30 protein-coding genes are annotated in these 25,207 nt (G+C 66.6%); 7 read left to right on the top strand and 23 right to left on the bottom strand.

Annotation, left to right across the window (positions count from 1 at the left end):
- The first annotated feature begins 17 nt into the window (after positions 1–17).
- Both RAH32_RS11245 and RAH32_RS11240 read left to right on the top strand, forming a co-directional pair.
- Complete coding sequence (locus RAH32_RS11245) at positions 18–2,132, top strand: RelA/SpoT family protein (RefSeq protein WP_306608030.1); 2,115 nt, start codon at positions 18–20, stop codon at positions 2,130–2,132.
- 35 nt (positions 2,133–2,167) lie between these two features.
- Positions 2,168–2,806, top strand: coding sequence for a DUF2062 domain-containing protein (locus tag RAH32_RS11240; RefSeq protein WP_306608029.1), 639 nt, complete (start codon positions 2,168–2,170; stop codon positions 2,804–2,806).
- A 51-nt stretch (positions 2,807–2,857) separates the two neighbouring features.
- On the opposite strand, the gene RAH32_RS11235 is transcribed toward RAH32_RS11240, so the two are convergent.
- Together RAH32_RS11235 and otsB are read right to left on the bottom strand one after the other, a co-directional pair.
- Positions 2,858–4,213, bottom strand: coding sequence for an alpha,alpha-trehalose-phosphate synthase (UDP-forming) (locus RAH32_RS11235; RefSeq protein ID WP_306608028.1), 1,356 nt, complete (start codon positions 4,211–4,213; stop codon positions 2,858–2,860).
- Positions 4,213–4,959: a trehalose-phosphatase gene (gene otsB / locus RAH32_RS11230; protein WP_306608027.1), complete on the bottom strand. Its 747-nt coding sequence runs from the start codon at positions 4,957–4,959 to the stop codon at positions 4,213–4,215. The genes RAH32_RS11235 and otsB overlap by 1 nt, the downstream gene beginning before the upstream one ends.
- Positions 4,960–5,103: 144 nt before the next feature.
- Here otsB and RAH32_RS11225 point away from each other — a divergent pair, with 144 nt between their 5' ends.
- The 3 genes from RAH32_RS11225 (at position 5,104) to msrA (ending at position 7,080) form a co-directional block, all read left to right on the top strand.
- Positions 5,104–6,069: an NAD(P)H-dependent flavin oxidoreductase gene (locus RAH32_RS11225; protein WP_306608026.1), complete on the top strand. Its 966-nt coding sequence runs from the start codon at positions 5,104–5,106 to the stop codon at positions 6,067–6,069.
- A gap of 61 nt (positions 6,070–6,130) precedes the next feature.
- Positions 6,131–6,577, top strand: coding sequence for a peptide-methionine (R)-S-oxide reductase MsrB (msrB, locus tag RAH32_RS11220; protein ID WP_306608025.1), 447 nt, complete (start codon positions 6,131–6,133; stop codon positions 6,575–6,577).
- On the top strand, positions 6,574–7,080 hold the full coding sequence (gene msrA / locus RAH32_RS11215; protein ID WP_306608024.1) for a peptide-methionine (S)-S-oxide reductase MsrA: 507 nt from the start codon (positions 6,574–6,576) through the stop codon (positions 7,078–7,080). Before msrB ends, msrA begins: the two co-directional genes overlap by 4 nt.
- Before the next feature lie 9 nt (positions 7,081–7,089).
- Here msrA and RAH32_RS11210 read toward each other — a convergent pair whose 3' ends face one another.
- Entirely contained in the window at positions 7,090–7,701 is a 612-nt protein-coding gene (locus RAH32_RS11210; RefSeq protein ID WP_306608023.1) for a YqgE/AlgH family protein, read from the bottom strand.
- A 102-nt stretch (positions 7,702–7,803) separates the two neighbouring features.
- On the opposite strand from RAH32_RS11210, the gene RAH32_RS11205 reads away from it, so the two are divergent.
- Positions 7,804–8,574 (top strand): protein-disulfide reductase DsbD domain-containing protein, encoded by a 771-nt coding sequence (locus tag RAH32_RS11205; protein ID WP_306608022.1) that lies wholly within the window; start codon positions 7,804–7,806, stop codon positions 8,572–8,574.
- Here the strand turns inward: RAH32_RS11205 and RAH32_RS11200 are convergent.
- The 3 genes from RAH32_RS11200 to RAH32_RS11190 are packed head-to-tail and all read right to left on the bottom strand — an operon-like array spanning position 8,571 to position 10,615.
- On the bottom strand, positions 8,571–9,389 hold the full coding sequence (locus RAH32_RS11200; protein ID WP_306608021.1) for a uracil-DNA glycosylase: 819 nt from the start codon (positions 9,387–9,389) through the stop codon (positions 8,571–8,573). The two genes, RAH32_RS11205 and RAH32_RS11200, sit on opposite strands and share 4 nt — an antisense overlap.
- The gene (locus RAH32_RS11195) at positions 9,389–10,093 is read right to left on the bottom strand and encodes a response regulator (RefSeq protein WP_306608020.1); all 705 of its coding nucleotides are present in this window, start codon (positions 10,091–10,093) and stop codon (positions 9,389–9,391) included. The genes RAH32_RS11200 and RAH32_RS11195 overlap by 1 nt, the downstream gene beginning before the upstream one ends.
- A 9-nt stretch (positions 10,094–10,102) precedes the next feature.
- Positions 10,103–10,615 (bottom strand): MarR family winged helix-turn-helix transcriptional regulator, encoded by a 513-nt coding sequence (locus tag RAH32_RS11190; protein WP_306608019.1) that lies wholly within the window; start codon positions 10,613–10,615, stop codon positions 10,103–10,105.
- Between the two features lie 153 nt (positions 10,616–10,768).
- Here RAH32_RS11190 and RAH32_RS11185 point away from each other — a divergent pair, with 153 nt between their 5' ends.
- Positions 10,769–11,638, top strand: a complete 870-nt coding sequence (locus RAH32_RS11185) for a branched-chain amino acid aminotransferase (protein ID WP_306608018.1) — start codon at positions 10,769–10,771, stop codon at positions 11,636–11,638.
- A 270-nt stretch (positions 11,639–11,908) separates the two neighbouring features.
- On the opposite strand, the gene RAH32_RS11180 is transcribed toward RAH32_RS11185, so the two are convergent.
- The 17 genes from RAH32_RS11180 to RAH32_RS11100 form a co-directional block, all read right to left on the bottom strand.
- Positions 11,909–12,187, bottom strand: coding sequence for an RNA ligase family protein (locus tag RAH32_RS11180; RefSeq protein WP_306608017.1), 279 nt, complete (start codon positions 12,185–12,187; stop codon positions 11,909–11,911).
- Positions 12,188–12,458: 271 nt separating this feature from the next.
- A complete protein-coding gene (locus tag RAH32_RS11175) occupies positions 12,459–12,647 on the bottom strand; it encodes a hypothetical protein (RefSeq protein WP_306608016.1) in 189 nt (62 codons plus the stop codon).
- A gap of 63 nt (positions 12,648–12,710) precedes the next feature.
- Positions 12,711–13,172, bottom strand: coding sequence for a PTS sugar transporter subunit IIA (locus RAH32_RS11170; RefSeq protein ID WP_306608015.1), 462 nt, complete (start codon positions 13,170–13,172; stop codon positions 12,711–12,713).
- An 81-nt stretch (positions 13,173–13,253) separates the two neighbouring features.
- Positions 13,254–13,829 carry a ribosome hibernation-promoting factor, HPF/YfiA family gene (gene hpf, locus RAH32_RS11165; RefSeq protein ID WP_306608014.1) on the bottom strand — a complete coding sequence of 192 codons (576 nt, stop codon included), beginning with the start codon at positions 13,827–13,829 and terminating at the stop codon, positions 13,254–13,256.
- A 177-nt stretch (positions 13,830–14,006) separates the two neighbouring features.
- Entirely contained in the window at positions 14,007–14,756 is a 750-nt protein-coding gene (gene lptB, locus RAH32_RS11160; protein ID WP_306608013.1) for an LPS export ABC transporter ATP-binding protein, read from the bottom strand.
- Complete coding sequence (lptA, locus tag RAH32_RS11155) at positions 14,756–15,232, bottom strand: lipopolysaccharide transport periplasmic protein LptA (protein ID WP_306608012.1); 477 nt, start codon at positions 15,230–15,232, stop codon at positions 14,756–14,758. The genes lptB and lptA overlap by 1 nt, the downstream gene beginning before the upstream one ends.
- Before the next feature lie 20 nt (positions 15,233–15,252).
- Positions 15,253–15,822: a hypothetical protein gene (locus RAH32_RS11150; protein ID WP_306608011.1), complete on the bottom strand. Its 570-nt coding sequence runs from the start codon at positions 15,820–15,822 to the stop codon at positions 15,253–15,255.
- 3 nt (positions 15,823–15,825) lie between these two features.
- The gene (locus tag RAH32_RS11145) at positions 15,826–16,725 is read right to left on the bottom strand and encodes a KpsF/GutQ family sugar-phosphate isomerase (protein WP_306608202.1); all 900 of its coding nucleotides are present in this window, start codon (positions 16,723–16,725) and stop codon (positions 15,826–15,828) included.
- 121 nt (positions 16,726–16,846) lie between these two features.
- Positions 16,847–17,461 (bottom strand): ribonuclease D, encoded by a 615-nt coding sequence (locus RAH32_RS11140; RefSeq protein ID WP_306608010.1) that lies wholly within the window; start codon positions 17,459–17,461, stop codon positions 16,847–16,849.
- 134 nt (positions 17,462–17,595) lie between these two features.
- The gene (locus RAH32_RS11135; RefSeq protein ID WP_306608009.1) at positions 17,596–18,303 is read right to left on the bottom strand and encodes a hypothetical protein; all 708 of its coding nucleotides are present in this window, start codon (positions 18,301–18,303) and stop codon (positions 17,596–17,598) included.
- A gap of 116 nt (positions 18,304–18,419) precedes the next feature.
- Positions 18,420–19,040 (bottom strand): 2-dehydro-3-deoxy-6-phosphogalactonate aldolase, encoded by a 621-nt coding sequence (locus RAH32_RS11130; protein WP_306608008.1) that lies wholly within the window; start codon positions 19,038–19,040, stop codon positions 18,420–18,422.
- Complete coding sequence (locus RAH32_RS11125; protein ID WP_306608007.1) at positions 19,037–19,915, bottom strand: 2-dehydro-3-deoxygalactonokinase; 879 nt, start codon at positions 19,913–19,915, stop codon at positions 19,037–19,039. Before RAH32_RS11125 ends, RAH32_RS11130 begins: the two co-directional genes overlap by 4 nt.
- On the bottom strand, positions 19,912–20,883 hold the full coding sequence (locus tag RAH32_RS11120) for an aldose epimerase family protein (protein WP_306608006.1): 972 nt from the start codon (positions 20,881–20,883) through the stop codon (positions 19,912–19,914). Before RAH32_RS11120 ends, RAH32_RS11125 begins: the two co-directional genes overlap by 4 nt.
- Positions 20,880–21,725 (bottom strand): SMP-30/gluconolactonase/LRE family protein, encoded by an 846-nt coding sequence (locus RAH32_RS11115; RefSeq protein ID WP_306608005.1) that lies wholly within the window; start codon positions 21,723–21,725, stop codon positions 20,880–20,882. The genes RAH32_RS11120 and RAH32_RS11115 overlap by 4 nt, the downstream gene beginning before the upstream one ends.
- A complete protein-coding gene (gene yjfF / locus RAH32_RS11110; RefSeq protein WP_306608004.1) occupies positions 21,722–22,693 on the bottom strand; it encodes a galactofuranose ABC transporter, permease protein YjfF in 972 nt (323 codons plus the stop codon). Before yjfF ends, RAH32_RS11115 begins: the two co-directional genes overlap by 4 nt.
- On the bottom strand, positions 22,690–23,703 hold the full coding sequence (locus tag RAH32_RS11105) for an ABC transporter permease (RefSeq protein ID WP_306608003.1): 1,014 nt from the start codon (positions 23,701–23,703) through the stop codon (positions 22,690–22,692). The genes yjfF and RAH32_RS11105 overlap by 4 nt, the downstream gene beginning before the upstream one ends.
- Positions 23,703–25,196, bottom strand: a complete 1,494-nt coding sequence (locus RAH32_RS11100) for a sugar ABC transporter ATP-binding protein (RefSeq protein ID WP_306608002.1) — start codon at positions 25,194–25,196, stop codon at positions 23,703–23,705. The genes RAH32_RS11105 and RAH32_RS11100 overlap by 1 nt, the downstream gene beginning before the upstream one ends.
- Between the last annotated feature and the right edge of the window lie 11 nt (positions 25,197–25,207).

Raw genomic sequence — 25,207 nt, 5'->3', positions numbered from 1 at the left:
GGTCTTCGGCACAAGACATGATCGACGTCGAAGACCTTATCGCGCTTGTCCGCAACTATAACCCTCGCAGCAATGCCCGCCTGATCCGCGACGCCTATGAATACGGGATGCGGATGCACGAGGGGCAGTTCCGCCATTCTGGCGAACCCTATTTCACCCATCCCATCGCCGTCGCCGCCATCCTGACGGAAATGCGGCTGGACGATGCGACTATCGTCACCGCCCTTCTGCACGACACGGTCGAGGATACCCGGTCCACCAAGGACGACCTTGCCGCCGCCTTCGGGGCCGAGATCGCCGATCTGGTCGATGGCGTCACCAAGCTGACCAACCTGGAGCTGTCCTCCGCGCAGTCCAAGCAGGCCGAGAATTTCCGCAAGCTGTTTATGGCCATGTCGCGCGACCTGCGCGTGATCCTGGTCAAGCTGGCCGACCGGCTGCACAACATGCGCACCATCCGGTCCATGCGTCCCGAAAAGCAGGTCAAGAAGGCGCGCGAGACGATGGACATCTTCGCGCCCCTGGCCGGGCGCATGGGGATGCAGTGGATGCGCGAGGAACTGGAAGACCTTGCCTTCAAGGTCATCAACCCCGAGGCGCGCAACTCCATCATCCGCCGCTTTGTCAGCCTGCAAAAGGACAGCGGCGACATCATCGGCCAGATCACCGCCGACATCCGCGCGGAACTGGAACGCGAGGGGATCGAGGCCGACGTGTTCGGCCGCGCCAAGAAGCCCTTTTCCGTCTGGCGCAAGATGCAGGAAAAGCAGCTGGCTTTTTCGCGGCTGTCCGACATTTATGGCTTCCGCATTATCACCCGGTCCGAGATGGACTGCTATCGCGCGCTTGGCGTGATCCACCAACGCTGGCGCGCGGTGCCGGGGCGGTTCAAGGACTATATCAGCCAGCCCAAGTCGAACGGCTATCGGTCGATCCACACCACCGTGTCGGGCCGCGACGGCAAGCGGGTCGAGGTGCAGATCCGCACCCGCCAGATGCACGAGGTGGCCGAGGCGGGGGTGGCAGCCCACTGGGCCTATCGCGACGGCGTTCGCACCAAGAACCCCTTTGCGGTCGATCCCGCCGAATGGATCGACGCCCTGACCGACCGGCTGGAGGGCGAGGACCACAACGAGTTCCTGGAAGCCGTCAAGCTGGAGATGTATCAGGACCAGGTCTTCTGCTTCACGCCCAAGGGCGACGTGATTCAGTTGCCCAAGGGGGCCACGCCCATCGACTTCGCCTATGCGATCCACACCCGGCTGGGCAACTCCTGCGTCGGCGCCAAGGTGGACGGGATCCGCGTGCCCTTGTGGACGCGGCTGAAGAACGGCCAGGCGGTGGACATCATCGCCGCATCGGGCCAGCGCCCGCAATCGACCTGGCTGGACATCGTCGCCACCGGACGCGCCAAGTCCGCGATCCGCCGGTCCCTGCGCGAGGAAGACCGCGACCGCTTCATCCGGCTGGGCCGCGAACTGGTCCGCGTCAGCTTCGAACATGTCGGCCGCAAGGTTACGGACAAGGCCCTGCGCACCGCCGCCAAGCAGATGGGTCTGGCCGACGGCGACGAATTGCTGGCCCGGATCGGCAGCGCCGAGAATTCGGCCAAGGAGGTGCTGCAGGTCCTGTATCCCGACCTCGCCGCCCACCAGGACGAGATCGACGGCACCCGCCCCTTCGCGGGGGTCGAGGCCGATGCCGACTTCAAGCGCGCGCCCTGCTGCCGTCCGCTGCCGGGCGAACGCATCGTCGGCATCACCTATCGCGGCAAGGGGGTGGTGATCCATGCCATCGACTGCCCGGTGCTGGCCGAATACGAGGACAGCCCCGACCGCTGGGTCGATGTGCAATGGCGTGCGGGCAGGCACCCGGCGGTCTATTCCACGATCCTGTCTCTGACGATCCGCCACGATGCAGGCGTTCTGGGCCGCATCTGCAGCCTGATCGGCGCGCAGGGGGCCAACATCTCGAACCTTGAATTCAAGGACCGCAAGCCCGACTTCTATCGCATCGAGGTCGAGGTGGAATTGCGGGACCAGGAACATCTGCATAACCTGCTGACCGCGCTTGAAGCCGAAAGCGATGTCGCGCAGGTTGCGCGCATCCGCGATATCGCGAAGAAGCCCTGAACGGATATTGCCCAGGGAATAAGGGAACGGAAACCGTGTTCAAGCGCAGCAAGCCGCGCACATACGGGCAACTGGCCAGCGAATTCGTCTATCCGCCGGGCGGGTTTCGCCGGTCCACCACCTATCTCTGGTACCGGTTGCGGCGTCTGCCGGATCAGCCGCATCGCATCGCGCGCGGCATGGCGGCGGGGGTATTCCTGTCCTTCACGCCGCTGCATGGGTTTCATTTCATTGTCGCCGCGCTTCTGTCGCTGGCGATCCGCGGCAACGTTCTGGCGGCCTTCGTGGGCACATTCGCGGGAAATCCGCTGACCACGCCCTTTATCGCGCTTGGCGCGGTGGGGCTGGGGCGGACGCTGCTGGGCCTTCCGGGCGACATGTCGCCGCAGGTGATCTTTCGCGAATTCGCCCATGCCACGGCGGAAACCTGGCACAACGTCATGTCCGTCCTGGGTCCCGGCCCGACCAGTTGGAGCGGGCTTTCCGAGTTCTGGCAAGAGATCTTTCTGCCCTATGCGGCGGGCGGCGCGGTCCTGGGCGGAATCGCCGCCGTCGCGACCTATTACCTGACGATCCCCATCGTGCGCCGCTATCACCGGCGCAAGGCGCAGGCGATGGCCGCGCGCATCGCCAAGGTGCGCAAGGCAAGGGATCAGGATCGCGGCATCGGCTGATCGCGCCCTGTGACAGACGGGGCCCCATGACATTCGGGGCAAGGCGGGAAATCAGCCGCGGACCTGTGAAAGGGCGTCCAGATAGGCCGCCGACCACCAGCCGACATCCTGTTCCATCACCCCTTGCAGCAGGGCCGAATGGCGGGCACGGCGTTCGTCCAGCGGCATGTCCAGCGCCTGCTGCATCGCCTGGGCCAGTTCGTCGGGATCGTGGGGGTTGATGATCAGGGCATCCGTCATCGCCTCGGCCGCGCCAGCAAAGCGCGACAGGATCAGGACGCCGGGATCGGCGGGATCCTGGGCCGCGACATATTCCTTGGCGACCAGGTTCATCCCGTCGGCCAGGGGCGTGACCAGGCCCACCCGCGCCTGGCGGTAAAGGCCCGCCAGTTCGTTTCGCGGGATCGGGCGGTGGATGAAGCGGATCGGCGTCCAGTTGACGGTGGCGAACTGGCCGTTGATGCGGCCCGCCAGATGTTCCGTTTCCTCGCGGATCTGCTGATAGGCATCCACCGATTCACGTGTCGGCGGCGCGATCTGCAGCAGCATCACCTTTTCCGTCAGCGAGGGGTTGTTTTCCAGCAGATACTGAAAGGCCCGGAACCGCTGCGGGATGCCCTTGGAATAATCCAGCCGGTCCACGCCGATCATGGACAGGGCCCCGGTCAGGCTGCGCATCCGGTCTTCCTCTCGTGCCCCGCCTGCCTCGGCCACGAAGGCCGCCGCATCTATGCCGATGGGAAAGACACCCGCGCGAAGGGGACGGCCCGCGATGCGGAAATCCGTGTCCGACACCTGTTCGGCATCCGCGAGGCTGCGGGCGCTTGCGGCAAAATGATCCAGGTCACGCTGCGCCTGAAAGCCCACCAGATCGTAGTGGGACAACCATTCGAACAGTTCGGCCGGGTTGGGCAAGGTGGCGCAGTCGGTGGGGCCGGGAAAGGGAATGTGCAGGAAATGCCCGATCGGTCCCTGCACCCCCAGCCTGCGCAGTTCCTGGGCCAGCGGGAACAACTGATAATCCTGAACCCAGATGCGATCGTCCGGGCGCAGATGCGGCACCAGCAGCCGGGCGATGCGTTCGTTCACCCGGCGATAGCCTTCCAGGTATTCCGGCAGGATCCGCATCAGGTCAGCCCGGCCATGACAGACCGGCCACAGGACGGAATTGGAATAGCCCAGATAATAGTCGTCGTGATCCTGCACCGTCAGGTCGAACGAAGCGCGCTGAAAGGCCGCCCCTTCATGAAAGGCCAGGTCTTCGGAAGGTTCCTCCACCGTCTCGCCCGAGAAACCGACCCACAGCCCGCCTGAACTGCGCAAGGCGTCCTCCAGGGCCACGACAAGCCCGCCGGACGGGCTGTCCCCCAGCGGAATACGGTTCGAAACGGCGACCAGACGCGACATCAGCGCAACTCCTCCAGCGCGTCGTCCAGCCAGCGGGCAAGGGCGGCGGGATCGGGCAGGCGATGGCGGGCGACGGTTTCACCGGCGCCGATCTTGATGCCATGCCCGCCCAGGGCCTGGGCGCGGGCCATCGCCACCTCGTCCGTCAGGTCGTCGCCCGCATAGACGGGAACCCGGCCCGCAAAGGGGGCCGTCGCCAACAGCCTGTCCAAGGCGCCGTCCTTGCCGGTGCCCGCGGGACGCAGTTCCATCGCCATCTTGGCTGGTTGCAAGACCATGTCCGGGTGCGCATCGGCCAGCCGGGCCATAACCTCTTCGACCACCGGGCGCAGGGACGGATCAGCGCGGTAATGCAGCGCGACCCCATGCGGCTTGCGTTCGACCAGGATCGCGGGATGATCCGCCACCGCATCGGCCGCCGCGCGGTGCAGCGCGGCGGGATCCAGATCGGCCTGATGCGTGGTTTCGATCACATGCCCCGCCAGCGACAGTTCCGCCCCGTGGCTGCCCGCGATGGCGCCGGGGAAGCCAGGCAGGTGACGGCGCAGATCGGCCACGTCCCGCCCCGAGATCAGCGCCACCGCCCCGTCCAGCACATCATGCAGGCGCGCCAGCCGTTCTGGCAGGCCCAGGGGAATCACCACCGCGTCCGGGCGGGGGGCGATGTCCACGAGACAACCGTCGAAGTCCAGGAACAGGGCGGTGTCTGGGGTCAGGACGGGAAGTGACAGGGCCAGCGGCTGCATCGGCGCGCATTCTCCTTTGCAACGAATGTCATGACCCAACCCCCGGACGTGGTTCTGGTTCACTGGCGTCCCCGGTTTTTCCGCCGCGTCAGGCTTGCCCGATCCCGACACGCAGGCCATCGTCGCGCAAACCCGGAGGATCCCATGCTGCCGCCCATCCTGTCCAACCTGCGCATTCCCGTCGTCGCCTCGCCCATGTTCATCGTTTCGGGGCCGGACCTGGTGATCGCGCAATGCAAGGCGGGCATCGTCGGAAGCTTTCCGGCGCTGAACGCCCGCGAAAAGGATGGCGAGCCGCCCCTGCTGGATGCCTGGTTGACCCGCATCGCCACGGAACTGGACCGCCACAACCAGGCCAATCCCGACCATCCCGCCGCGCCCTTTGCGGTGAACCAGATCGTGCATCGCAGCAATGCCCGGCTGGAACGCGACATCGAGATCTGCCACCGCCACCGCGTGCCGATCTGGATCACCTCCCTGGGGGCACGGGCCGAGGTGAACCAGGCCGCCCATGACTGCGGCGGCATCGCCCTGCATGACGTGATCAACAACGTCTTCGCGAAAAAGGCCATCGAGAAGGGCGCGGACGGGCTGATCGCGGTGGCGGCGGGCGCGGGCGGGCACGCCGGGCCGCAGTCGCCCTTTGCCCTGGTCCAGGAAATCCGCGACTGGTTCGACGGCCCGCTGCTGCTGTCGGGCGCCATCGCCACGGGGCGCGCAGTGCTGGCGGCGCAGGCCATGGGGGCCGATCTGGCCTATATCGGCAGCCCTTTCATCGCGACCGAGGAAGCCAATGCGCCCGGCGACTACAAGCGGATGATCACCGAAAGCGGGGCCATGGACATCGTCACCTCGTCGCTGTTCACGGGGGTGTCGGGAAATTACCTTGCCCCCTCGATCCGGGCGGCGGGAATGGATCCCGACAATCTGGAAACCGCCGATGCCTCGGCCATGAACTTCGGCAGCGGCTCGTCCAAGGCAAAGGCATGGAGCCAGATCTGGGGATCCGGCCAGGGAATCGGCGCGGTGCGCGACATCGTGCCGGCCGTCACGCGCATCGACCGGCTGGCCGCCGAATATGCGGCGGCAAGGGCTGCAATCTGCGGCTGACCTTTGCGATTCCGCCTGGCCTTCCCATATTGGGGCCAAACAGGACCAGCGGAGGATAAGCATGGCCTATCAGAAAACGCCGGAAGCCGTGGCCCGGCTGACGCCCGAGCAGTATCGCGTCACCCAGGAAAGCGGCACCGAACGCCCCTTTACCGGCGAATACGACCACCATTTCGAACCGGGGATCTATGTGGACGTGGTGTCGGGCGAGCCGCTGTTCGCGAGTTCCACGAAATACAATTCCGGCTGCGGCTGGCCCGCCTTCACCAAGCCCATCGACGACAACATCACAGAATTGCGTGACACGTCCCATGGAATGATCCGGGTCGAGGTCCGGTCGAAGCACGGCGACAGCCACTTGGGCCACGTCTTCCCCGATGGCCCGCGCGAGGCAGGCGGCCTGCGCTATTGCATCAACTCCGCCGCGCTGCGCTTCGTGCCCAGGGACCGGATGGAGGCCGAGGGTTATGGCGCCTATCTGTCCCAGGTCGAGGAGGCGGCACGATGACCGAACGCGCCGTTCTTGCCGGAGGCTGCTTCTGGGGAATGCAGGATCTGATCCGCCGCCTGCCGGGCGTCATCACGACGCGCGTGGGCTATACCGGGGGCGACGTTCCGAACGCCACCTATCGCAACCACGGCACCCATGCCGAGGGGATCGAGGTGATCTTCGACCCCAGCATCATCAGCTATCGCAAGCTGCTGGAAGTGTTTTTCCAGATCCACGATCCCACCACGCCGAACCGGCAGGGCAACGACATCGGCCCCAGCTATCGTTCGGCCATCTATTACGCGGACGATGACCAGAAGCAGATGGCCGAAGACACCATCGCCGATGTCAACGCGTCCGGCCTGTGGCCGGGGCGGGTCGTGACCGAGGTGGAGCCTGTGGGCGATTTCTGGGAGGCGGAACCCGAGCACCAGGACTACCTGGAACGGTTCCCCAATGGCTATACCTGCCATTTCCCGCGCCCGAACTGGGTGCTGCCCCGCAAAAGCGCCGCCGAATAAGGCGGCGCGTCAGGCGCGACCCGCCGCAGCGGAGAGCAGCGACGGGTCGATGCCCTGGGCGCGCAGGGCAGCCTGCCACTTGTCGGAATGGGCAGTGCCGAAGACCAGCTCATCGGCACCCTCGCCCGTCAGCCAGCCGTTCTGCAACATTTCCTGTTCCAATTGCCCCGGACCCCAACCGGCATAGCCAAGCGCCAGCACGGCGGAAGCAGGACCGTGCCCATGGGCCAGTTCCTCCAGAATGTCGCGCGTCGTGGTCATGGCCAATGTCTGGCCGATGCGCAGCCGCCCTTCCGGGTCGTCGCCATATTCGGGGACGTTGTGCAGCACGAAACCCCGCCCCGGTTCGACGGGGCCGCCGAACCGCACCTCGATCCGCCTGGCCGAGGCGTCGGTGGCGATTCCAAGCTGTTCCAGCAGGTCGCCGAAGTCGATTTCCGGCATGGGCCGGTTCAGGACCAGACCCATCGCACCTTCGTCGGTATGGGCGCAGATCAGCACGACCGACCGTTCGAACCGAGGATCGGCCATGCCGGGCATGGCGATCAGGATCTTGCCGGTCAGGTTGGTCCGGCTGGGGACGCCGATGGGTCGGCTGCCATGAATGTCGGGACTGCTCATCGGTTCTCCTTCCTGTTCAAGATCGGTTCTGGGCCGTTTCGTTGCAAGGGCTGCGCGCGATTGTGACTTCATCCCTGTTCCGCCAACCGTTATCGCTGGGCCATGATCCGATATCTGTCCTTCACCTGCCTGTTCCTGTCGGCCACGGCCCTGGCCGCGGAAAGCCCGTCGCCCGGCCTGGCGGATGCCCGCATCCTGCCAGGCTGGACCCTGTCTGACGGAAGCCGCATCGGTGCCATCGAGTTCCGGCTGCACCCCGGCTGGAAGACCTATTGGCGGAATCCGGGCGACACCGGCCTTCCCCCCACCTTCGACTGGTCGGGATCGGCCAACCTTGCCGGCCTGACCCTGCACTGGCCCGCCCCCGAGGCAATCCCGTCCGGCGATGGCGTGGCGCTTGGGTATCACGACCGGCTGGTTCTGCCCTTTACCGCCCGGCCTGCCGATCCCGGCCAGCCGGTCGATCTGGCGGTCAGCGTCGATTTCGGCTTGTGCAAGGACATCTGCGTTCCAGCCCATGTCACGCTGACGGCGGGACCGCCTGCCGCTGCGCCCGATCCCGCCATCCTGTCCGCGATGGAGGCCGTTCCCGGCCCCGCCCCCGGCCAGCCCGATTGCACGGTGAAGGCGATCGACGACGGAATGCGCGTGACCGCCACCCTGCCCGGTCCGGTCACGCTGGCGGCGATCGAACTGGCGGACAGCGATGTCTGGACCTCGGGGACCGAAATGCAGGTCACCCCGGACAAGACCACGATGGTCACCGATTTCGTGCCCCCCGAAGCCGCGCCTTTCGATCTGTCCCGGGACCGGCTGGTCTTTACCGTGATCGACGATGACGGCGCGGTCGAGATGCGGGGATGCGCAGGCTAGGCCCGCCCGTCAAGCCGCGCCGACAGGGACAGCAGATCCGCCCAGGCTTCCCGCTTGGCAGGGGGGTTGCGCAGCAGATAGGCGGGATGCGTCATCGGCAGGGCGGGACGGCCGAAAGCCTGGTCCCAGGTTCCGCGAAGCCGCAGGATGCCGCGCCGTCCCAGACCCACCTCGCAGGCGATGTTGCCCATCAGCACGATCAGGTCGGGCGCGGCCAATTCGATGTGGCGGCGCACGAAGGGCATGCTGACGGCGATCTCGTCCGGCTGGGGGTCGCGGTTGCCGGGCGGCCGCCAGGTCAGGACATTGGTGATATAGATCGCCCGTTCCGCGTCCACCGCCTGGCGCGACAGGCCGATGGCGTCGAACATCCGGTCCAGCAACTGCCCCGACCGGCCCACGAAGGGGCGGCCCTGCCGGTCTTCCTCATCCCCCGGCGCCTCGCCCAGGATCAGCACGCGTGCCGCCGGGTTGCCGTCGGCAAAGACGAAATTGCGCGCGCCCTTCTTCAGTTCGATCCCGTCAAAGGCTTCCTGCGCGGCGGCAAGGGCATCCAGCGTCCCGGCCTGCGCCGCCAAGGCCTCGGCCTGGGCCACGCGGGCGGGCAGATCCTCATCGTCCGGGGTCAGCGACAGCGCCGGCGCCACGGGCGCGGCCAGCGGGATCTGCGGTGCTGCGGGGGGGGCCGGCAGGTCGAAGCGATCCAGGGGCGCGTCCAGCAGGGGCTCGTCCGCGCCCATCTCGGCCTGCCATTCCAGCAGGGCAAGCGCCGTTTCCGCGTCAAGCTCGATCCCGTGCCAGGTCGGATGGTCCACTAGTCCACCACCAGCATATAGCCTGTGCCGCGCACGGTTTGCAGAAAGCGCGGCTCACGCGGGTCGGGTTCGATCTTGCGGCGCAGGCGGGTGATCTGCACGTCGATGGCGCGTTCGCTGTTCTCGGCCTCGTCCGCGCCGCCCCGGCCCAGATCCTCGATCAGGTCGGCCCGGCTGACGGGTTCGCCCCGGCTGGCGGCCAGACGGCGCAGCAGCGCCTGTTCCGTGCCGGTCAGGCGCAGGTGATTCTCGCCCTGCCACAATTCGCCCTTGTCGATGTCGTATCGCAGCGCGCCCAGCGTCAGAAACTTGGGCTGGTGCATTTCTGGGGCGGGAATGCGGCGCAGGATCGCGCCGATGCGCAGCAGCAGTTCGCGCGGCTCGAAGGGCTTGGGCAGGTAATCGTCCGCGCCCACTTCCAGCCCGGTGATGCGATCCTCGGTATCGCCGCGAGCGGTCAGCAGCAGGATCGGCGTCGTCAGCCGTTCGCGCAAGGATCGGGTCAGGGCAAAGCCGTCCTCGCCCGGCATCATCACGTCCATGACGATCAGGTCGAATTCCAGCCCCGCCAGCAAGCGGCGGGCCTGCGCCGCATCGCGGGCCAGCGTCACCAGAAAGCCGTTCTTGCGCAGAAACCGGCCCAGCAGCGCGCGGATGCGTTCGTCGTCATCGACGATCAGCAGATGGGCATCGTTCTGGCTCATGGCGGGCCTTTATAGGGGCAGATCCTTCATCGACTGATACTGCGCCCGCGTATCGGGGTCCATCATCGCTTCCAGCACCTGACGAAACCCCGCCACCGCCTGCGGTCCCGCCGCGCGATAGGCCTGGCGCATCCGCGCCCGCTGCGCCTCGGACAGGCGGCGTTCCAGGGCCGCGCCCTCGGCGGTCAGATGGAGGTGGCGTTCGCGCCGGTCGCGGCGGCCGACGCGGCTTTCGACCAGGCCATCCTCGATCAGGGTGCGCAGCACGCGGTTCAGCGATTGCTTCGTCACCCCCAGCACCGCCAGCAGGGAGGTGACGGTCAGGCCCGGATCACGATGGATGAAATGCAGCGCACGGTGATGCGCCCGGCCATAGTCCATTCCCGCCAGGATCAGGTCCGGGTCGGCGGTGAAGGCACGATAGGCGAAAAACATCGCCTCGATCCCGCGCCGGATCTGCTCGTCCGTCAGGAACAGCAGATCCTCGCCCCCCAGGGTATGCACGCGCATCGTCTCGGCCATGGCCTTCCCTTTCCCGAACGCCGCCTTGATAGGGCAGTCTTGTTGACTTTCCAAGATTCGATTGCTAGGCGTCAAGCACTTCGCGCAACAAACTGTTTGGTTCCGGGCAAGCTGGCGCAAGAATCGCAAAGCCCGGCGGGATTGGAGAGAAAGATGACGGCGGCCTATGACGATCGCGACGGCAAGATCTGGATGGACGGCGAACTGGTCGATTGGCGCCAAGCGAATGTGCATATCCTGACCCATGCGCTGCATTATGCAAGTTCGGTCTTCGAGGGCGAGCGGTGCTATGACGGCAAGATCTTCAAAGGCCACGAACATTCGCTGCGCCTGATCGAATCGGCGCGTCTGCTGGACATGGAATCCCCCTATACGGCGGACGAAATCGACGCCGCGAAAGAGGCGGTGCTGAAGGCCAACGGGCTGACCAACGCCTATGTCCGCGCGGTGATGTGGCGCGGTTCGGGCCCGGACATGGGCGTGTCGGCCGCGCGCAACCCGATCCGCATGGCCATCGCGGTCTGGGAATGGGGCAGCTATTACGGCGATGCCAAATGGCAGGGCGCGAAACTGGACGTGGCGAAATGGAAGCGCCCGTCGCCCGAAACCATTCCCACCGCAGCCAAGGCCGCCGGCCTTTACATGATCTGCACCATGTCCAAGCACGCGGCCGAGGCGAAGGGCTGTTCCGACGCGCTGTTCATGGACTGGGAAGGCTATGTGGCCGAGGCGACCGGCGCCAACATCTTCTTCATCCGCGACGGAGAGGTCCACACCCCCCAGGCAGACCGCTTCCTGAACGGCATCACCCGCCAGACGATCATCCAGATGCTGCGCGACAACGGCACGACGGTCCACGAACGCCGCATCAAGCCCGAGGAGCTGGAGGATTTCCAGGAATGCTTCCTGACGGGAACGGCGGCCGAAGTGACGCCCGTGGGGCAGATCGGCGACTGGCACTTCCAGGTCGGCCAGATGACGCGAAAGGTGGCCGAGGATTACGAGCGGCTGGTGCGGGCGTAAGGGAAAGGGCTGCCCCGGGCGGCCCCCACCCGTAGGGTGCGTGCTTGCACGCACCATGATCCTGCCTGATGTGGTGCGTGCAAGCACGCACCCTACGCTTGCTGCTGTCGTTAAACTGTGGCCAAGCGATTTGGGATGAGTTCAGCCTTCATCCAGTGGGTTTCAGACCGAACATGTCCTTGGCGGACATGTTTCCCTACTCGCCTCGGCATGTCGGCTTCATGGAATGAGTCAGCGACCCTTGCTACGAAACCTTCCTGCCGCCCCCAATCAAGCGACTGCGTCAGATCGGCGGTAAGGGCCTCGATACAGCGTCGGAACAGGCTGGATGCGCAACTCTTTGAAACGTGACTGCATCAGATCCCACGATTGCACTTCATCGCCGACGATCCAGGCGAAGCCAAGAAAATATGAAGGCAGTGCATCATAGGCGACCGAATGACGTGCATAAAGGTTCTCACCAACAATGCGTTCGCCCTCTGCCAGATAGGGTGAAATCCCTGCGGCAAACCCCTTGAGCCAGTCTCGGGATGTCAGGACTGCGCGCATGAGAGCCGCCAGCATGAATGGTCGTAGTCTCACCGTCCATCTTTTCAGTAACGACAAGGTCTTCCACCATCAGTCCATCCAGCGAAGACATGATCTTGTCGTCGCTGGTGGCACCGGGTGAGATCGGCAGATGAAATGTGCGACCGTATTTCCTCAAAGGGAAGCGATAGCACGGGTCCTTGGAACAGCCAGAACAGCAGCCGAGACTCAATACAACGGCCGGCTTGAACAAGAAGGCCGCCCTTGCCGAACGGCCCCAGGTCTTCAACCCTTAACTCACCCGTCCGCGTTCGATTCGGGTGTATTCCATGGCTCTGCGGTTCTCCTCGCTCCGCGTCTGCGGGCGGGTCCGCAGCACCTCGATGGCCGGATGGGTGCCTGCTTCGCGCTCCTGCCGGGTGAACGCGCGCAGACGGCTGTTTCCACGGTCCTCGGGCTTGTCGCTGATCGGCTTGGTCATCTTCGCCTCCTGTTTTAAAGGTGGAGGCCCTGTATAGGACCGAATCGGCCCCGATCCAAAGCCTTATGCGGCCTTGACCCCCTGGGCGGCCAGAACCGCGTGCAGGGCCACCGGATCGTCGTTGGCGCGCAGCTTCGCGCGCAGGTCTGTGTCGCGCAGCGTGCGGGACACCAGCGCAAGCGCCTTGAGGTGATCGACGCCGCTGGTCTCGGGCGCCAGCAGGCAGAAGATCAGATCAACCGGCTGGCGATCCACCGCGTCGAAATCCAGCGGCTTGTCCAGCCGCACGAACAGCCCGACCACGCGGTCCAGCCCATGCAGGCGCGCGTGCGGCAATGCCACGCCCTGCCCCACGCCGGTTGGTCCCAGGCTTTCGCGTTCCTGCAGTGCATCCAGAACCTCGGTCGCGTTCAGGCCGTATTCGGCATGGGCCAGGTCGGCCAATTCCTGAAACAGGCGCTTTTTCGACGTAACCTGGCCCAGGGACCGCACGGCGCCCGGTCTGAGGATTTCGGTCAACTGCATGGCTTTGCGTCTTTCCCAAGGCTCAAGCGCCCCCGCAACGGCAGGGGCGCGTCGATTCAGTCAGGGATGCCGCGCGCGGCCCTATCCGTTGCCGCGCGGGTCGATCCAGCCCACATTGCCGTCTTCGCGGCGATGGACCACATTGACGCCCCCGTGTTTTTCATTCCGAAACACCAGAAGCGGCGTCCCCGACAACTCCATCTGCATCACCGCATCGCCCACCGACAGGGTCGGGACGCGGGTTTCCATTTCCGCGATGATGATCGGTTGCAGGCCGCTGTCCTGCGCTTCCCATTCATCCTCGTCAGCGGCCAGCACATACATGCCTGCCTGGCCGAATTCAACCGGCTCGGACCTGTCCTTATGATGGTCCTTCAGGCGGCGCTTGTAGCGGCGAAGCTGCTTGTCCATCTTTTCGCGGCAAGCCTCGAATGCGGCATAGATCTCGGTGGCGGCGCCCCGGGCCGTCACGTTCAGTCCGGTGGACAGGTGCACCACGGCGTCGCACATGAACTGGTGGGCATCCTTGGAAAAAGTGACGGTCGCATCCGTCGGGCGCTGCGAGTACTTGCCGACCGTTTCGCCCAGTTCCGTCTTCACATGCGTCGAAAGCGCATCGCCGATGTCGATCTGTTTTCCGCTGATGGTATAGCGCATCGTCATTCCTCTCGGTTGCCCGTCTTCCAATGCGCCGGCCCGTCTGCCGGCACAGGGCGGAAACGGGGGTGGCGGGATACGGTTCCTGCGCGTCCCGCATATGTTAATCTGGTGATAGCCAAAGCCGTCTGTCAACGGGGCGCTTGCAGAGGGAACGCAGATTCACATGCGCGGCCCTCAGGCCATGCGGAACCCCTCGCCCAGATAAACCTCGCGGACGCGGGGGTCGGCCACGATCTCCTCGGTCGAACCCGACATCAGGACATGTCCATCGTGCAGGATATAGGCGCGGTCGACGATGCCCAGCGTCTCGCGCACGTTGTGGTCGGTGATCAGCACGCCGATGCCGCGCGATTTCAGGTCATGGACCAGGCCCCGGATCTCGCCCACGGCGATCGGATCGACGCCCGCGAAGGGTTCGTCCAGCAGCAGGAAGCTGGGATCGGACGCCAGGCAGCGCGCGATCTCGGCCCGGCGCCGCTCGCCCCCGGAAAGGGCCAGGGCGGGTGCGGCGCGCAGGTGTTCGATGGAGAAATCGCCCAGCAACTCCTCTAGCCGGTCGCGGCGGTGGCGGGGATCCTCGTGGACGACCTCAAGGACGGCCATGATGTTCTGTTCCACGGTCAGGCCGCGAAAAATCGACATCTCCTGCGGCAGATAGCCGATGCCCATCCGCGCGCGGCGGAACATCGGCAGGCGGGTCGCGTCGCGGCCGTCGATCAGCACCTGCCCCGCATCGGGCGGCACAAGCCCCGCGATGCAATAAAAGCAGGTGGTCTTGCCAGACCCGTTCGGACCCAGAAGGGCCACGACCTCTCCGCGCGCAAGATCGACCGAAACATCACAGATCACCGGCCGGTTGCGATAGGACTTGCGCAACCCCCGGACCTTCAGGCCGTCCCCGGTGCGTGCCGCCGCACCCCGCATCAGTTGCCGCCCGGCTGCAGGACCGACCGCACCCGGCCCTGCACCTGCGCGGTGCCCGATGCCAGGTTCACCTGCATGGTGTCGCCGGTCAGAACGTTCTGCCCCTGGGTCAGCACCACGTCGCCGGTCAGCGTGACATTCCCGGTTTCCACGTCATAGGTCGCGGCCTCTGCCTCGGCCGCGTCGGGGCCGGACACCAGCGTCACGTTGCCCTTGGCGTCCAGCGACCGGATGCGGCTTTGCCCGCCCTCGGCATAGATCACCGTCACCTGGTCGGCGGACAGGCGCATCTCGCCCTGGCCGATCACGACATTGCCGGTGAAGACCGCGCTGCCGTCGGCCTGGTTCACGGACAGGTTGTCCGCCGCAACCTCGACCGGGGCCTGGATATCGGCGCGCATTCCCCCGAAGGCCACGTCCTGCGCGACAGCCGGCGGGGCGGCAAGGATCAGGGCTGTCAGCAGAGGGCGCAGCATCGGAATTGTCCTTCGATGGATCAGGGCTGGTATATCAGACGGACATCGCCCGAGAAATTCAAGATCGAAGCATCCTCGTCCGCGCCGGGCGCAAGCTCCATCCGCTGCGCCGAAAGCGTGCCGAAGGGCGCCTCGGCCTTCACCCCCGCCTCGGCGGCGATGCGGGACCGGTCGGTCGCGGCTTCCACGCTTTGGGCGTCCAGCGTCCAGCCGGTGGAGGTCGTGATCCGCACCCCGCCGTCCAGCCGGATCGCCCCATCCGCAAGCCCCCCCTGCGGCGCGGTCACATCCGCGCGCAAGCCGTCAGGGCGTTGCCAGTCCAGCCGCAGGTCGCGGGCGGACCCGCCGCCCTGCCCCGGCGCGGCCTCGGTCGCGCGCAGGGTCAGCTGCGCCCCGTCATCGGTCACGCCCGCATATTCCGGGGCGACCAGACGCGGATCGCGGGCCATTGCCTCGGCATCCACGTCGGCATAGGGGATCCGCGACGGGCTGTCCCCCCCGCGCGAGAACAGGAACAGCGTCGACAGCATCGCAAGCGCCGCCAAGGGCAGCAGCACGCGCAGCCAGCGGACGGTGCGGGTGCGGTTCATCGCCTAGACGATCCCGGCGCGCAGGCAGTCGTGGATATGAAGGATGCCCTGCGGCATGTCGTCGGCCACCGCGAACAGGCAGGTGATCTTGCGGTCCTGCATCTGTGCCAGGGCCGATTCGGCCAAGGCATCGGGCGCGATCACGCGGGGACTGGGGGTCATCACCTCGGACGCGCGGTGATCCAGCAGGCCCTGCATGTGCCGCCGCAAGTCGCCATCGGTGATGATGCCGGTCAGCCGTCCCGCCGCATCGGTCACGCCCGTCACGCCGTAACCCTTCTGACTGATGACCAGCAGCGCGTCGGTCATCGGCGTATCCTCGGACACCAGAGGCATGTCACGATGCATCAGGTCACCCACCTTGGCCAGCCGCGCGCCCAGCTTGCCGCCAGGATGAAAAGTGCGGAAATGTTCGGGCGTGAACTGCCGGTGCTCCATCAGCGCGACGGCCAGCGCATCCCCCAGGGCCAGCGTCATGGTCGTCGAGGTGGTGGGCACGATGCCGCTGCCGCAGGCCTCGGGCGCCGTGGGCAGCACAAGCGCCACATCCGCCTGCCGCAGCAGGGTCGATTGGGACCGCGAGGCGATGCCGATCAGCGGGATCTCGAAACGGCGGGTATGGGCGATCAGGTCGGCCAGTTCCGGCGTCTCGCCGCTGTTGGACAGCACCAGGGCCACATCGGCGGGCGTGACCATGCCCAGGTCGCCATGGCTCGCCTCGGCCGGATGGACGAACTGCGCGGGCGTCCCGGTGGAGGCCAGCGTGGCCGCGATCTTGCGCCCGACATGGCCCGACTTGCCCATGCCCGACACGATGACGCGCCCTTGCGCCTTCAGGATCAGATCGACCGCACGCGCGAAATCGCCATTCAGCCCCTGGGCCAAAGCCTCCAGCCCGGTCATCTCGCAACGGATCACCCGCCGCGCCGTGTCCAGATAATCGCTCAAACCGCCTGCCTTTGCCTTGGTCCAAATATCCTCTGGGGGTCCGGGGGGCGAAGCGCCCCCGGCCTTGGCCGGACATCTAGTGCTTGAAGATGTCGTTTTCATCCCCCCAGCCCAGCAGGTCCAGGTGGGCGCGGGCGGGCAGGAAATCGAAACAGGCCTGCGCCAGGCCAATGCGGTTTTCGCGGCGCAGCCGTTCTTCCAGCGCTTCCTTCAGCCTGTGCAGGTGAAGCACATCGGAAGCCGCGTATTCCAGTTGCGCATCCGTCAGATCCGCCGCGCCCCAGTCGCTGGTCTGCTGCTGCTTGCTGACATCGACATTCACCAGTTCGCTCAGCAGGTATTTCAGCCCGTGCCGGTCGGTGAATGTGCGCACCAGCTTCGAAGCGATCTTCGTGCACCACACCGGCGCGGTGACGACGCCAAAGGCGTTTTCCAGGGCGGCGATGTCGAAGCGGCCGAAATGGAACAGCTTCAGAACCTTCGGATCGGTCAGCAGCCGGCACAGGTTCGGCGCCTCGGTCTGGCCGCGCTCGATCTGGACCAGATGCGCGTTCCCGTCGCCCGAGGACAGCTGCACCAGGCATAGCCGGTCGCGGCGCGGGTCAAGGCCCATGGTTTCCGTGTCGATGGCCACCACCGGGCCAAGGTTGAGGTCTTCGGGAAGGTCGTTGGGGTAAAGATGTATGCTCATCGCATCGTCCGTCCGGGCCAAGGCTGTGATCGCGCCCCTCTCATCAGAAAGCGGCGCGTCATTCCAGCCTTATTTGCCCGAACGGCCATGATCGGCAAGTATGGCGGGGGCATCGGCCCCCGCCTGGGCGTTCATCACATCGATTGTGCTGCCTGCACGGCCTTCATGCAGGCTTCTTCGTCGCCGGCGGCAAGCGCGTCGCGCGCGGCCTGGATATGCGCGTCACGGGTGGAATGGTCTCCGGCGCCGGCCGAATGCCCGGTGGAAGCCTGTTCGCCCATGGCCTGTTCGGCCGCGGTCGGCTGGCCTTCCTGCTGGGCCTGCGCATCGGCGCCCGACATGGCGACCCCCGCCTGCTGGCCCGAGGCATCCTCCAGCGGCATGTGGGATCCGTCCTTGGCAATTCCCTCGCCCCCGGCAGCGGCCGTATCCGTCGATGCCGTTCCGCTGGCTGCTGTGTCCGTTGATGCCATGCCGGTGGCGGCGGTATCCGCCGATGTGCTGCCATCAGGCGCGGCACTGTTCATGCCTGCCGCCTCGGCCGTATCTGCCGCGCCTGCAGCCGCCGGGTCGCTGGACGCAGAGGCGGCGGTTGCCGCACCAGTGGCCGTGGCATCGCTGGTTGCCGTGTCGGTGGACATGGCTCCCGTGGCCGCGGAACCGGTGGCAGCCGCGTCAGATGCACCCTCCAGCGGCGCCAGCGATCCGTCCTTGGAAATTCCCTGGGATGCGCTGCCGGATGCGCCGCCTTCGGTCAGGCGCGCAAGCTCGGCGGCGCAATCGGCCTGTGCGGAAACAGCGGTCATTGCCAGCAAGGCAGCCCCGACAATCCCTGTGGTCATGGGTTTCATCTGATCCTCCCGGATGTTGTCGCGCCTTCCCCTGCGGCGCACGGGCTCAAACGCACCCATTGGGGCAATGTTCCCCCAACGATGGCAGGCTTAACTTAAGTCAAGGCCTACAAGGCCCGCCAGGCAGCCATGAAGTCCTGCGCCCGTCGGCCTGTTGTCGCAGCATCCTGGCCCGGCCGGTAGAGCGCCGATCCCAACCCGAATCCGTCCGCCCCCGCCTGGACGTACTCCGCCATGGTCGCCGGGCCGATGCCGCCAACCGGCAGCAGGCGCGTCTCGCGCGGCAGGACCGCGCGCATCGCCTTGACGGCTGCCGGGGGGATCATCTCGGCCGGGAACAGCTTCAGCGCGCTCGCCCCTGCCTCCAGCGCGGCAAAGGCTTCGCTGACCGTGCCGACGCCGGGACAATAGGAAAGCTCCAGGCGCCTCGCCTCGGCGGCGACGCGAGGGTCGAAGTTCGGCGCGATGATGATGCGGCCGCCCGCATCCGCCACGGCGCCAACCTGATCGGGGGTCAGGACGGTGCCCGCGCCGATGACGGCATCGGGGGTTGCGGCGACCATCCGGGCGATGCTGTCCAGCGGCTCGGGCGAGTTCAGCGGCACCTCGATGATCGTGAAGCCCGCGCCGGTCAGGGCAAGGGCGGTGTCGGCCGCCTCCTCGGGGCGCAAGCCGCGCAGGATCGCGATCAGGGGATTTGCGGCGAAGGCGGTGTCGAAGTCGGTCATGTCAGTCCCCTCGTCCGGGCGATTTCCCAAAGCCCCCGCTGCGCCATGCCCGGCGGTGCGATCTGCGCGGCCATGCCCAGCACCTCGAAGGCTGCCTGATAACGCGCGGCCAGATCGCCGCGCCCGATGATCGTGACGGGGCCGCCTGCGTCGCGCGCGCCTTGCGCGACCTCGTCCCCGATCAGCAGGCCCGACAGGTAATCCGCGATCTGATCAGACGCCAGCCGGTCCATCAGGGCCAGCGTCCGGGCCGAGAAGATGCGCCCCAGCAGCGCCCCGCCCTGCCGCCCGGCCTCGACACCGCGGCGGAAGGCTTTCTCGCTGCCCGGACCCGGCTGGATCAGGCGGCCCAGGATGGTGTGGTCGCGCAGCGCCCCGAAGACCTCGCCCGTCATCACGGTGCGGAAGGCGGTCAGCTTGCCGCCCCGGGCCATGGCCCATTTGCTGTGGGTGCCGGGCAGAACGAACAGACCGTCGCCGCCTCCGCCTGCCAGATGGCCGATGATCTCGGTTTCCTCGCCGCGCATCACGTCGGGGGCGGGGCCGTCGGGGTCGCTGACCGCGCCGGCGACGAAATGGATGCCGTCATGCAGGGTCAGGCTGCCGGTCAGGGTGGCGGTGTCAAGCGGCAGGGGCAGGTAAGGCGTCTCGACCCAGCCATTGCGGCTGGTGATCATGCCCGATGCGATGATCGGAGCGGTGCCAAGCCAGCCGCCGATGCTATCTGTCAACACCTGCCGGAACCCGCCCGGCAAGGCGCCGGCGGCCAGAATGCCGGGGCCGTCGCTGACGGTTTCCAGCACCTCGCCCCCCTGCCCCATGCGCCAGGCGCGGAACGATGTCGTGCCCCAGTCGATGCCGATCAAAGCCGTCATCGGGAAAACCTGTAGGCGGCGTGATGGCGGTAAACCTGGTCAGGGCGCAGGATCGCGTCGGGGAAATCAGGCCGGTTCGGCGCGTCGGGCCAACCCTGCGTTTCCAGGGCCACCCCGGCGAAGCGGTCATAGCGGCGGCCATCCAGCCCCGCCAGGCCGCCGAAATGCACGCCGTCATAGACCTGCAATCCGGGCCGGTCCGTCTCGACCTGCATGCGGATGCCGCTTTGCCCGGTCAGTTCGGCCACCACGCACGGAGCGACGGGGCCGTCAGACAGACAGAAATTGTGATCGTATTCGCCCGGCTCGATCTGCCGCGCATGCCGGAAATCGAAGCGCGTGCCCGCGACCTGCGCGATGCCCGGCAACGGGATCAGGTCGTCATCAACGGGCAGATAGCGGTCCGCCGCGACCCGCAGCCGATGCTTCCGCACATCGCCCCCGCCATCGAGGTTGAAGTATCCGTGATGCGCCAGGTTGCATGGCGTCGGTGCGTCTGTGCTGGCCTGGATGTCGAAGACCAGGGCACCATCACGCAGGGCGACGGTGGCACGGATGGTCATGGCGCCGGGAAAGCCCATCTCTCCATCCGGCAGCAGCAGCGACAGGGTGGCGCTGTCGTCACGCGCAGCCTCGACCGTCCAGATGTGCCAGTTCGTCCCGTGCTTCCCGCCATGAAGGGTGTGGCGGCCCTTGAAATTCGGATCGGTGCGGTGTTCCCGCCCGTCCAGCGTGAACCGCGCGCCGCCGATGCGGTTGGCAAAGCGCCCGACAATGGCGCCCATGTAAAGTCCGCCGCCCAGATAATCCGCCGGGTTCGGGCAGCCGAGGACCAGGGGATGATCCACCCCCTCCATCCGCAGATCCTGCACGGTCGCGCCCAGCGTCAGGACCTGCGCCGTCAGCCCGCCGCCGCGCAGGGTCAGCCGGTCAACCTTGCGCCCGTCCGGCAGGGTCCAGTCGCTCACAGGATCACCTGCGGTTCCGGCAATCCGGCCAGGCCGGTTTCCAGCAGATAGGTCTTGCCCTGAGCATCATCGGGATCCTCGATCCCGTCCAGGGCGGTCGTGACCAGCAGGTGCGACAGGCCGGGGCCGCCAAAGGCCGGGCAGGACGAATGCTGGCCGCCGACCTTCCATTCATGAGTCCGGTTGCCGTCGGCGTCAAAGCGCATCACCGCGCCCTGCCCCCAGATCGCGCAGCAGAAGCCGCCATCGGCGTCGATCACCGCGCCATCAGGCGACCAGCCCTGCGCGGACAGGTCCAGATAGACCTGGCGGTTCCCCACCGGCCAGCCGTCGCCGTCCAGCCCCTGCCGCCAGACGATGCTGCGGTCCGTGTCCGAATAATGCACCGTCCGCCCGTCGGGCGAAAAGCAGAGGGAGTTCGGAATGGTGATGGGATCCACCAGCTTGCGGATCTCTCCGCGATGGAAGCGGTAAAGCGCGCCCTTCCCAGGCTCACCCTTCTTGCCCATCGTGCCGAACCAGAACCCGCCCTGCCGGTCGGCGCGGCCGTCGTTCGACCGCGTGGCGGGATTGTCGGCCTCGACCTTTGCCACCTCGGTGAGCGACCCGTCTTCCAGCGACAGGACCGCCAGCCCCGTTTCGGTCGCGACCAGCAGCCGGTCGCGGTCGATCCAGCCCGCGGCCGAGGCGATGCGGTCCAGTCCCCATTCCAGCGGCTTGCTATCCGCGTCCTGCGACAAAAGCCGCCGGCCCAGGATGTCGAACCAGAAGAACTGCTGGCGCTCGGGGTGCCAGAAGGCGCCCTCGCCCAACTGGCACTGGCGGTTGTCGTGAATCATCATGTCCCCTTGGCAAGCCGCATCTGCGACAGTTTCAGCAATCCCTTTTGCAGAAGGATGAAGGCCAGCAAAAGGATCCCGATGACGATCTTGGTCCACCAGGACGACAGGCTGCCGTCGAAGACGATATAGGTCTGGATTAGCCCCATGGTCAGCACGCCCACGAAGGTGCCGAACATGTAGCCCGCGCCCCCGGTCAGCAGCGCGCCGCCGATCACCACGGCGGCAATGGCCGTCAGTTCGGTCCCCACCGTCGCCAGCGAATAGCCCGACCCGGTGTAGATGGAAAAGACGATCCCGGCCAATCCAGCCATAGCGCCAGAGAACGCATAGACCAGCACCGTCGTGCGCCCCTGCCTGACGCCCATCAGCCGGGCCGTCGCCTCGCCCCCGCCCAGGGCATAGACGGATGCGCCGAAGCGGGTCTTGTGGGCGACGATCATGCCAACGACAAAGGTCAGGACCATCAGCACCCCGATCAGCGTCAGCCGCCCCTTGCCCGGCATCAGCCAATAGGCCTTTTGCAGCGCCTCATAGAAGGGGTGCTGGATCGGGACCGAGTCGATGGACAGGATATAGGCCGCCCCCCGCGCCAGGAACATGCCCGCCAGCGTGACGATGAAGGCGGGCATGGCCAGCCGGTCGATCAGGAAGCCCATGCCCGCCCCGAAGGCAGTGGTCAGCGCCAGCAGCAGGGCAAAGACCAGCAGCGGATGCAGCGAGGTGTCGCGCAACAGGATCGCGATGAACACGCCGGAAAAGGCGATCACCGAGCCCACCGACAGGTCGATGCCGCCCGACAGGATCACCAGCGTCATGCCGACCGCAACGATGCCCAGATAGGCATTGTCGGTCAGCAGGTTGCCTATCACACGCGTAGACAGGATGTTCGGGAACTGGAGCCAGAAGACCAGATAGGCCAGCAGGAAGATTCCGACGGTGACGTAAAGGGGCAGCGCGCGGGTGTTCATGTCGGCCTCCGCAACGTGGCCTCGCGCTGCGCGCGGTGGCTGTCGCGCCACAACCGCCATTCGGCGGCGATGCGCGGCGATTGCAGGACCAGGATCACCAGCACCAGCCCGGCCTTGATGATGAGGTTGTATTCCGACGGAAAGCCGATCAGGCGGATGCCGATGCTGATGGTCTGGATGATCAGCGCGCCGATGATGGATGCCGCGATGGAGAACCGCCCCCCCAGCAGGGAATTGCCGCCGATCACCACGGCCAGGATCGCGTCAAGTTCCAGCCACAGCCCGGCATTGTTGGCGTCGGCCCCGCGGATGTCGGCGGTGACGATCAACCCAGCCAAGGCGGCACAAAGGCCCGATGCCACATAGACCGCGATCAGCAGCACGGTGGCGTTGACGCCCGCCAGGGTGCTGGCGCGGCGGTTGATGCCGATGGCCTCGACCAGCAGGCCAAGCGCGGTGCGGCGCATCAACAGGGCGGTGGCGATGGCGGTGACGATCCAGATCCAGGTGGGCACCGGCAGGCCGAGGACCGCGCCCGAGCCGATCCAGCCGAAGCCCGGATCGGTGAAGGTGAGGATCCGCCCCTCGGTGATCAGTTGGGCCACGCCGCGCCCCATGGTCATCAGGATCAGCGTGGCGACGAAGGGCTGGATGCCGACAATGGCGACCAGCGTGCCGTTCCACAGCCCCGCCAAGACGCCCGCGCCAAGGGCCAGCAGCAGCGCGGCGGGCAGGCCCCACCCGGCGGCGATGGTGGCGGCGGCAACCGCGCCGCAGATCGCCATGATCGTGCCCACGGACAGGTCGATGCCGCGCGTGGCGATCACCAGCGTCATGCCGACCGCCAGAAGGGCCACAGGGGCCGCGCGCTTCAGCACGTCGATGACCGGCCCGACCAGCCGCCCGTCGTTCATTTGGATGGTCAGGAAGGCCGGATACAGCGCCGTCACCACCGCGACCAGGGCGGCAAGGGCGATCAGTTGCGGGGCAAGGCGCTTCAGCATCTCCATCACGCGGCCCTTTCGGTGGCGGCGATGGCCTGCATGATGCGGTTCGGGGCGATCTCCTCGCCCGTCAGTTCGGCGACATGGCGGCGGTCGCGCAACACGATCACGCGGTCGGACACGGAGATCAGCTCGTCGATTTCCGAGGAAATCACCAGCAGAGACATGCCCTGCTCCACCAGTTCGTGGATCAGGCGCACGATCTCGGCATGCGCGCCCACGTCGATGCCGCGCGTGGGTTCGTCCAGGATCAGGAAGCGCGGGTTCATCGCCAGCCAGCGGGCCAGCACGACCTTCTGCTGGTTGCCGCCCGAAAGTTCCCCGATGCGCTTTTCCCGACCCGAGGTGCGGATGTCCAGCCGCCGGATATAGTCGTCGGCCAGCCGGTTCTGCTCGCCGCGCGGAATGGGCCGCGCCCAACCGCGCCGGGCTTGCAGGCCCAGGATGATGTTCTCGCGGATCGACAGGTCCGCCACGATCCCGTCGGTCTTGCGCTCCTCGGGGACGAAGCCGAAGCCTGCCGCGATGGCCGTGCGGGGACTGCGCAGGTCCAGCGGCCCCTGCTGGTCGCGCGCCTGCCCCGAATGGGCGCCCAGCAGCCCGAACAGCAGTTCGGCGCTTTCCGTGCGGCCCGATCCCAGCAGGCCGGCCAGGCCCACGACCTCGCCCTGCCCCACCGCCAGGTCGAAGGGTTCCACCATGCCGCGACGACCCAGCCCGCGAAACTCCAGCATGGGCGGGCGGGGGCCGCGCGCCAGGGCCTGATGGCTGGTCGCGTCCTCCAGTTCCCGGCCCAGCATGTGTTCGATCAGGCGGACGCGGTCCAGGCTGGCGGTGTCGGCGGTCACGATCCTGCGGCCGTTCCTCAGCACTGTCACCCGGTCGGTCAGATCGAACACCTGGTCCAGGAAATGCGACACGAAGACGATGCCCAGGCCCCGTTCCCGCAACCCCCGCACCACGTCGAAGACCATCCGCACCTCGGCCGCGTCCAGCGATGCGGTGGGCTCGTCCAGGATCAGCACCTTGCCCGACAGCGCCACCGCGCGGGCGATGGCGATGATCTGCTGGATGGCCACGGAATAGGTGCCAAGGTCGCGGTCCACGTCCAGGTCCAGCCCGTATTGGGCCAGCATCGCGCGGGCCTGCGCCCGCATGGCGCGGGTCTGGATCAGGCCCCAGCGGCGCGGTTCGCGCCCGAACATCAGGTTCTGCGCGACCGTCAGGTTCGGCAGCAGGTTCACCTCCTGGTAAACCGTGCCGATGCCCAATTCCTGCGCATGGGCGGTGGACTGGGGGTCGATGGGGGCGCCGTCCAGCACCACCGTGCCGCCGTCGCGGCGATAGGCGCCGGTCAGGCACTTGATCAGCGTGGACTTGCCTGCGCCGTTCTCGCCCAGAAGCGCATGAACCTCGCCCGCGCGCAGGTCGAAATCGACCGCATCCAGCGCGCGCGTGCCCGGAAATGTCTTGGTCAGCGACCGGATGGACAGCAGCATGACGCCTTCCC

It is taken from the genome of Paracoccus yibinensis, from assembly GCF_030846195.1.
Lineage (GTDB): Bacteria > Pseudomonadota > Alphaproteobacteria > Rhodobacterales > Rhodobacteraceae > Paracoccus > Paracoccus yibinensis.
This window is presented reverse-complemented; position numbering and strand designations above follow the sequence as displayed.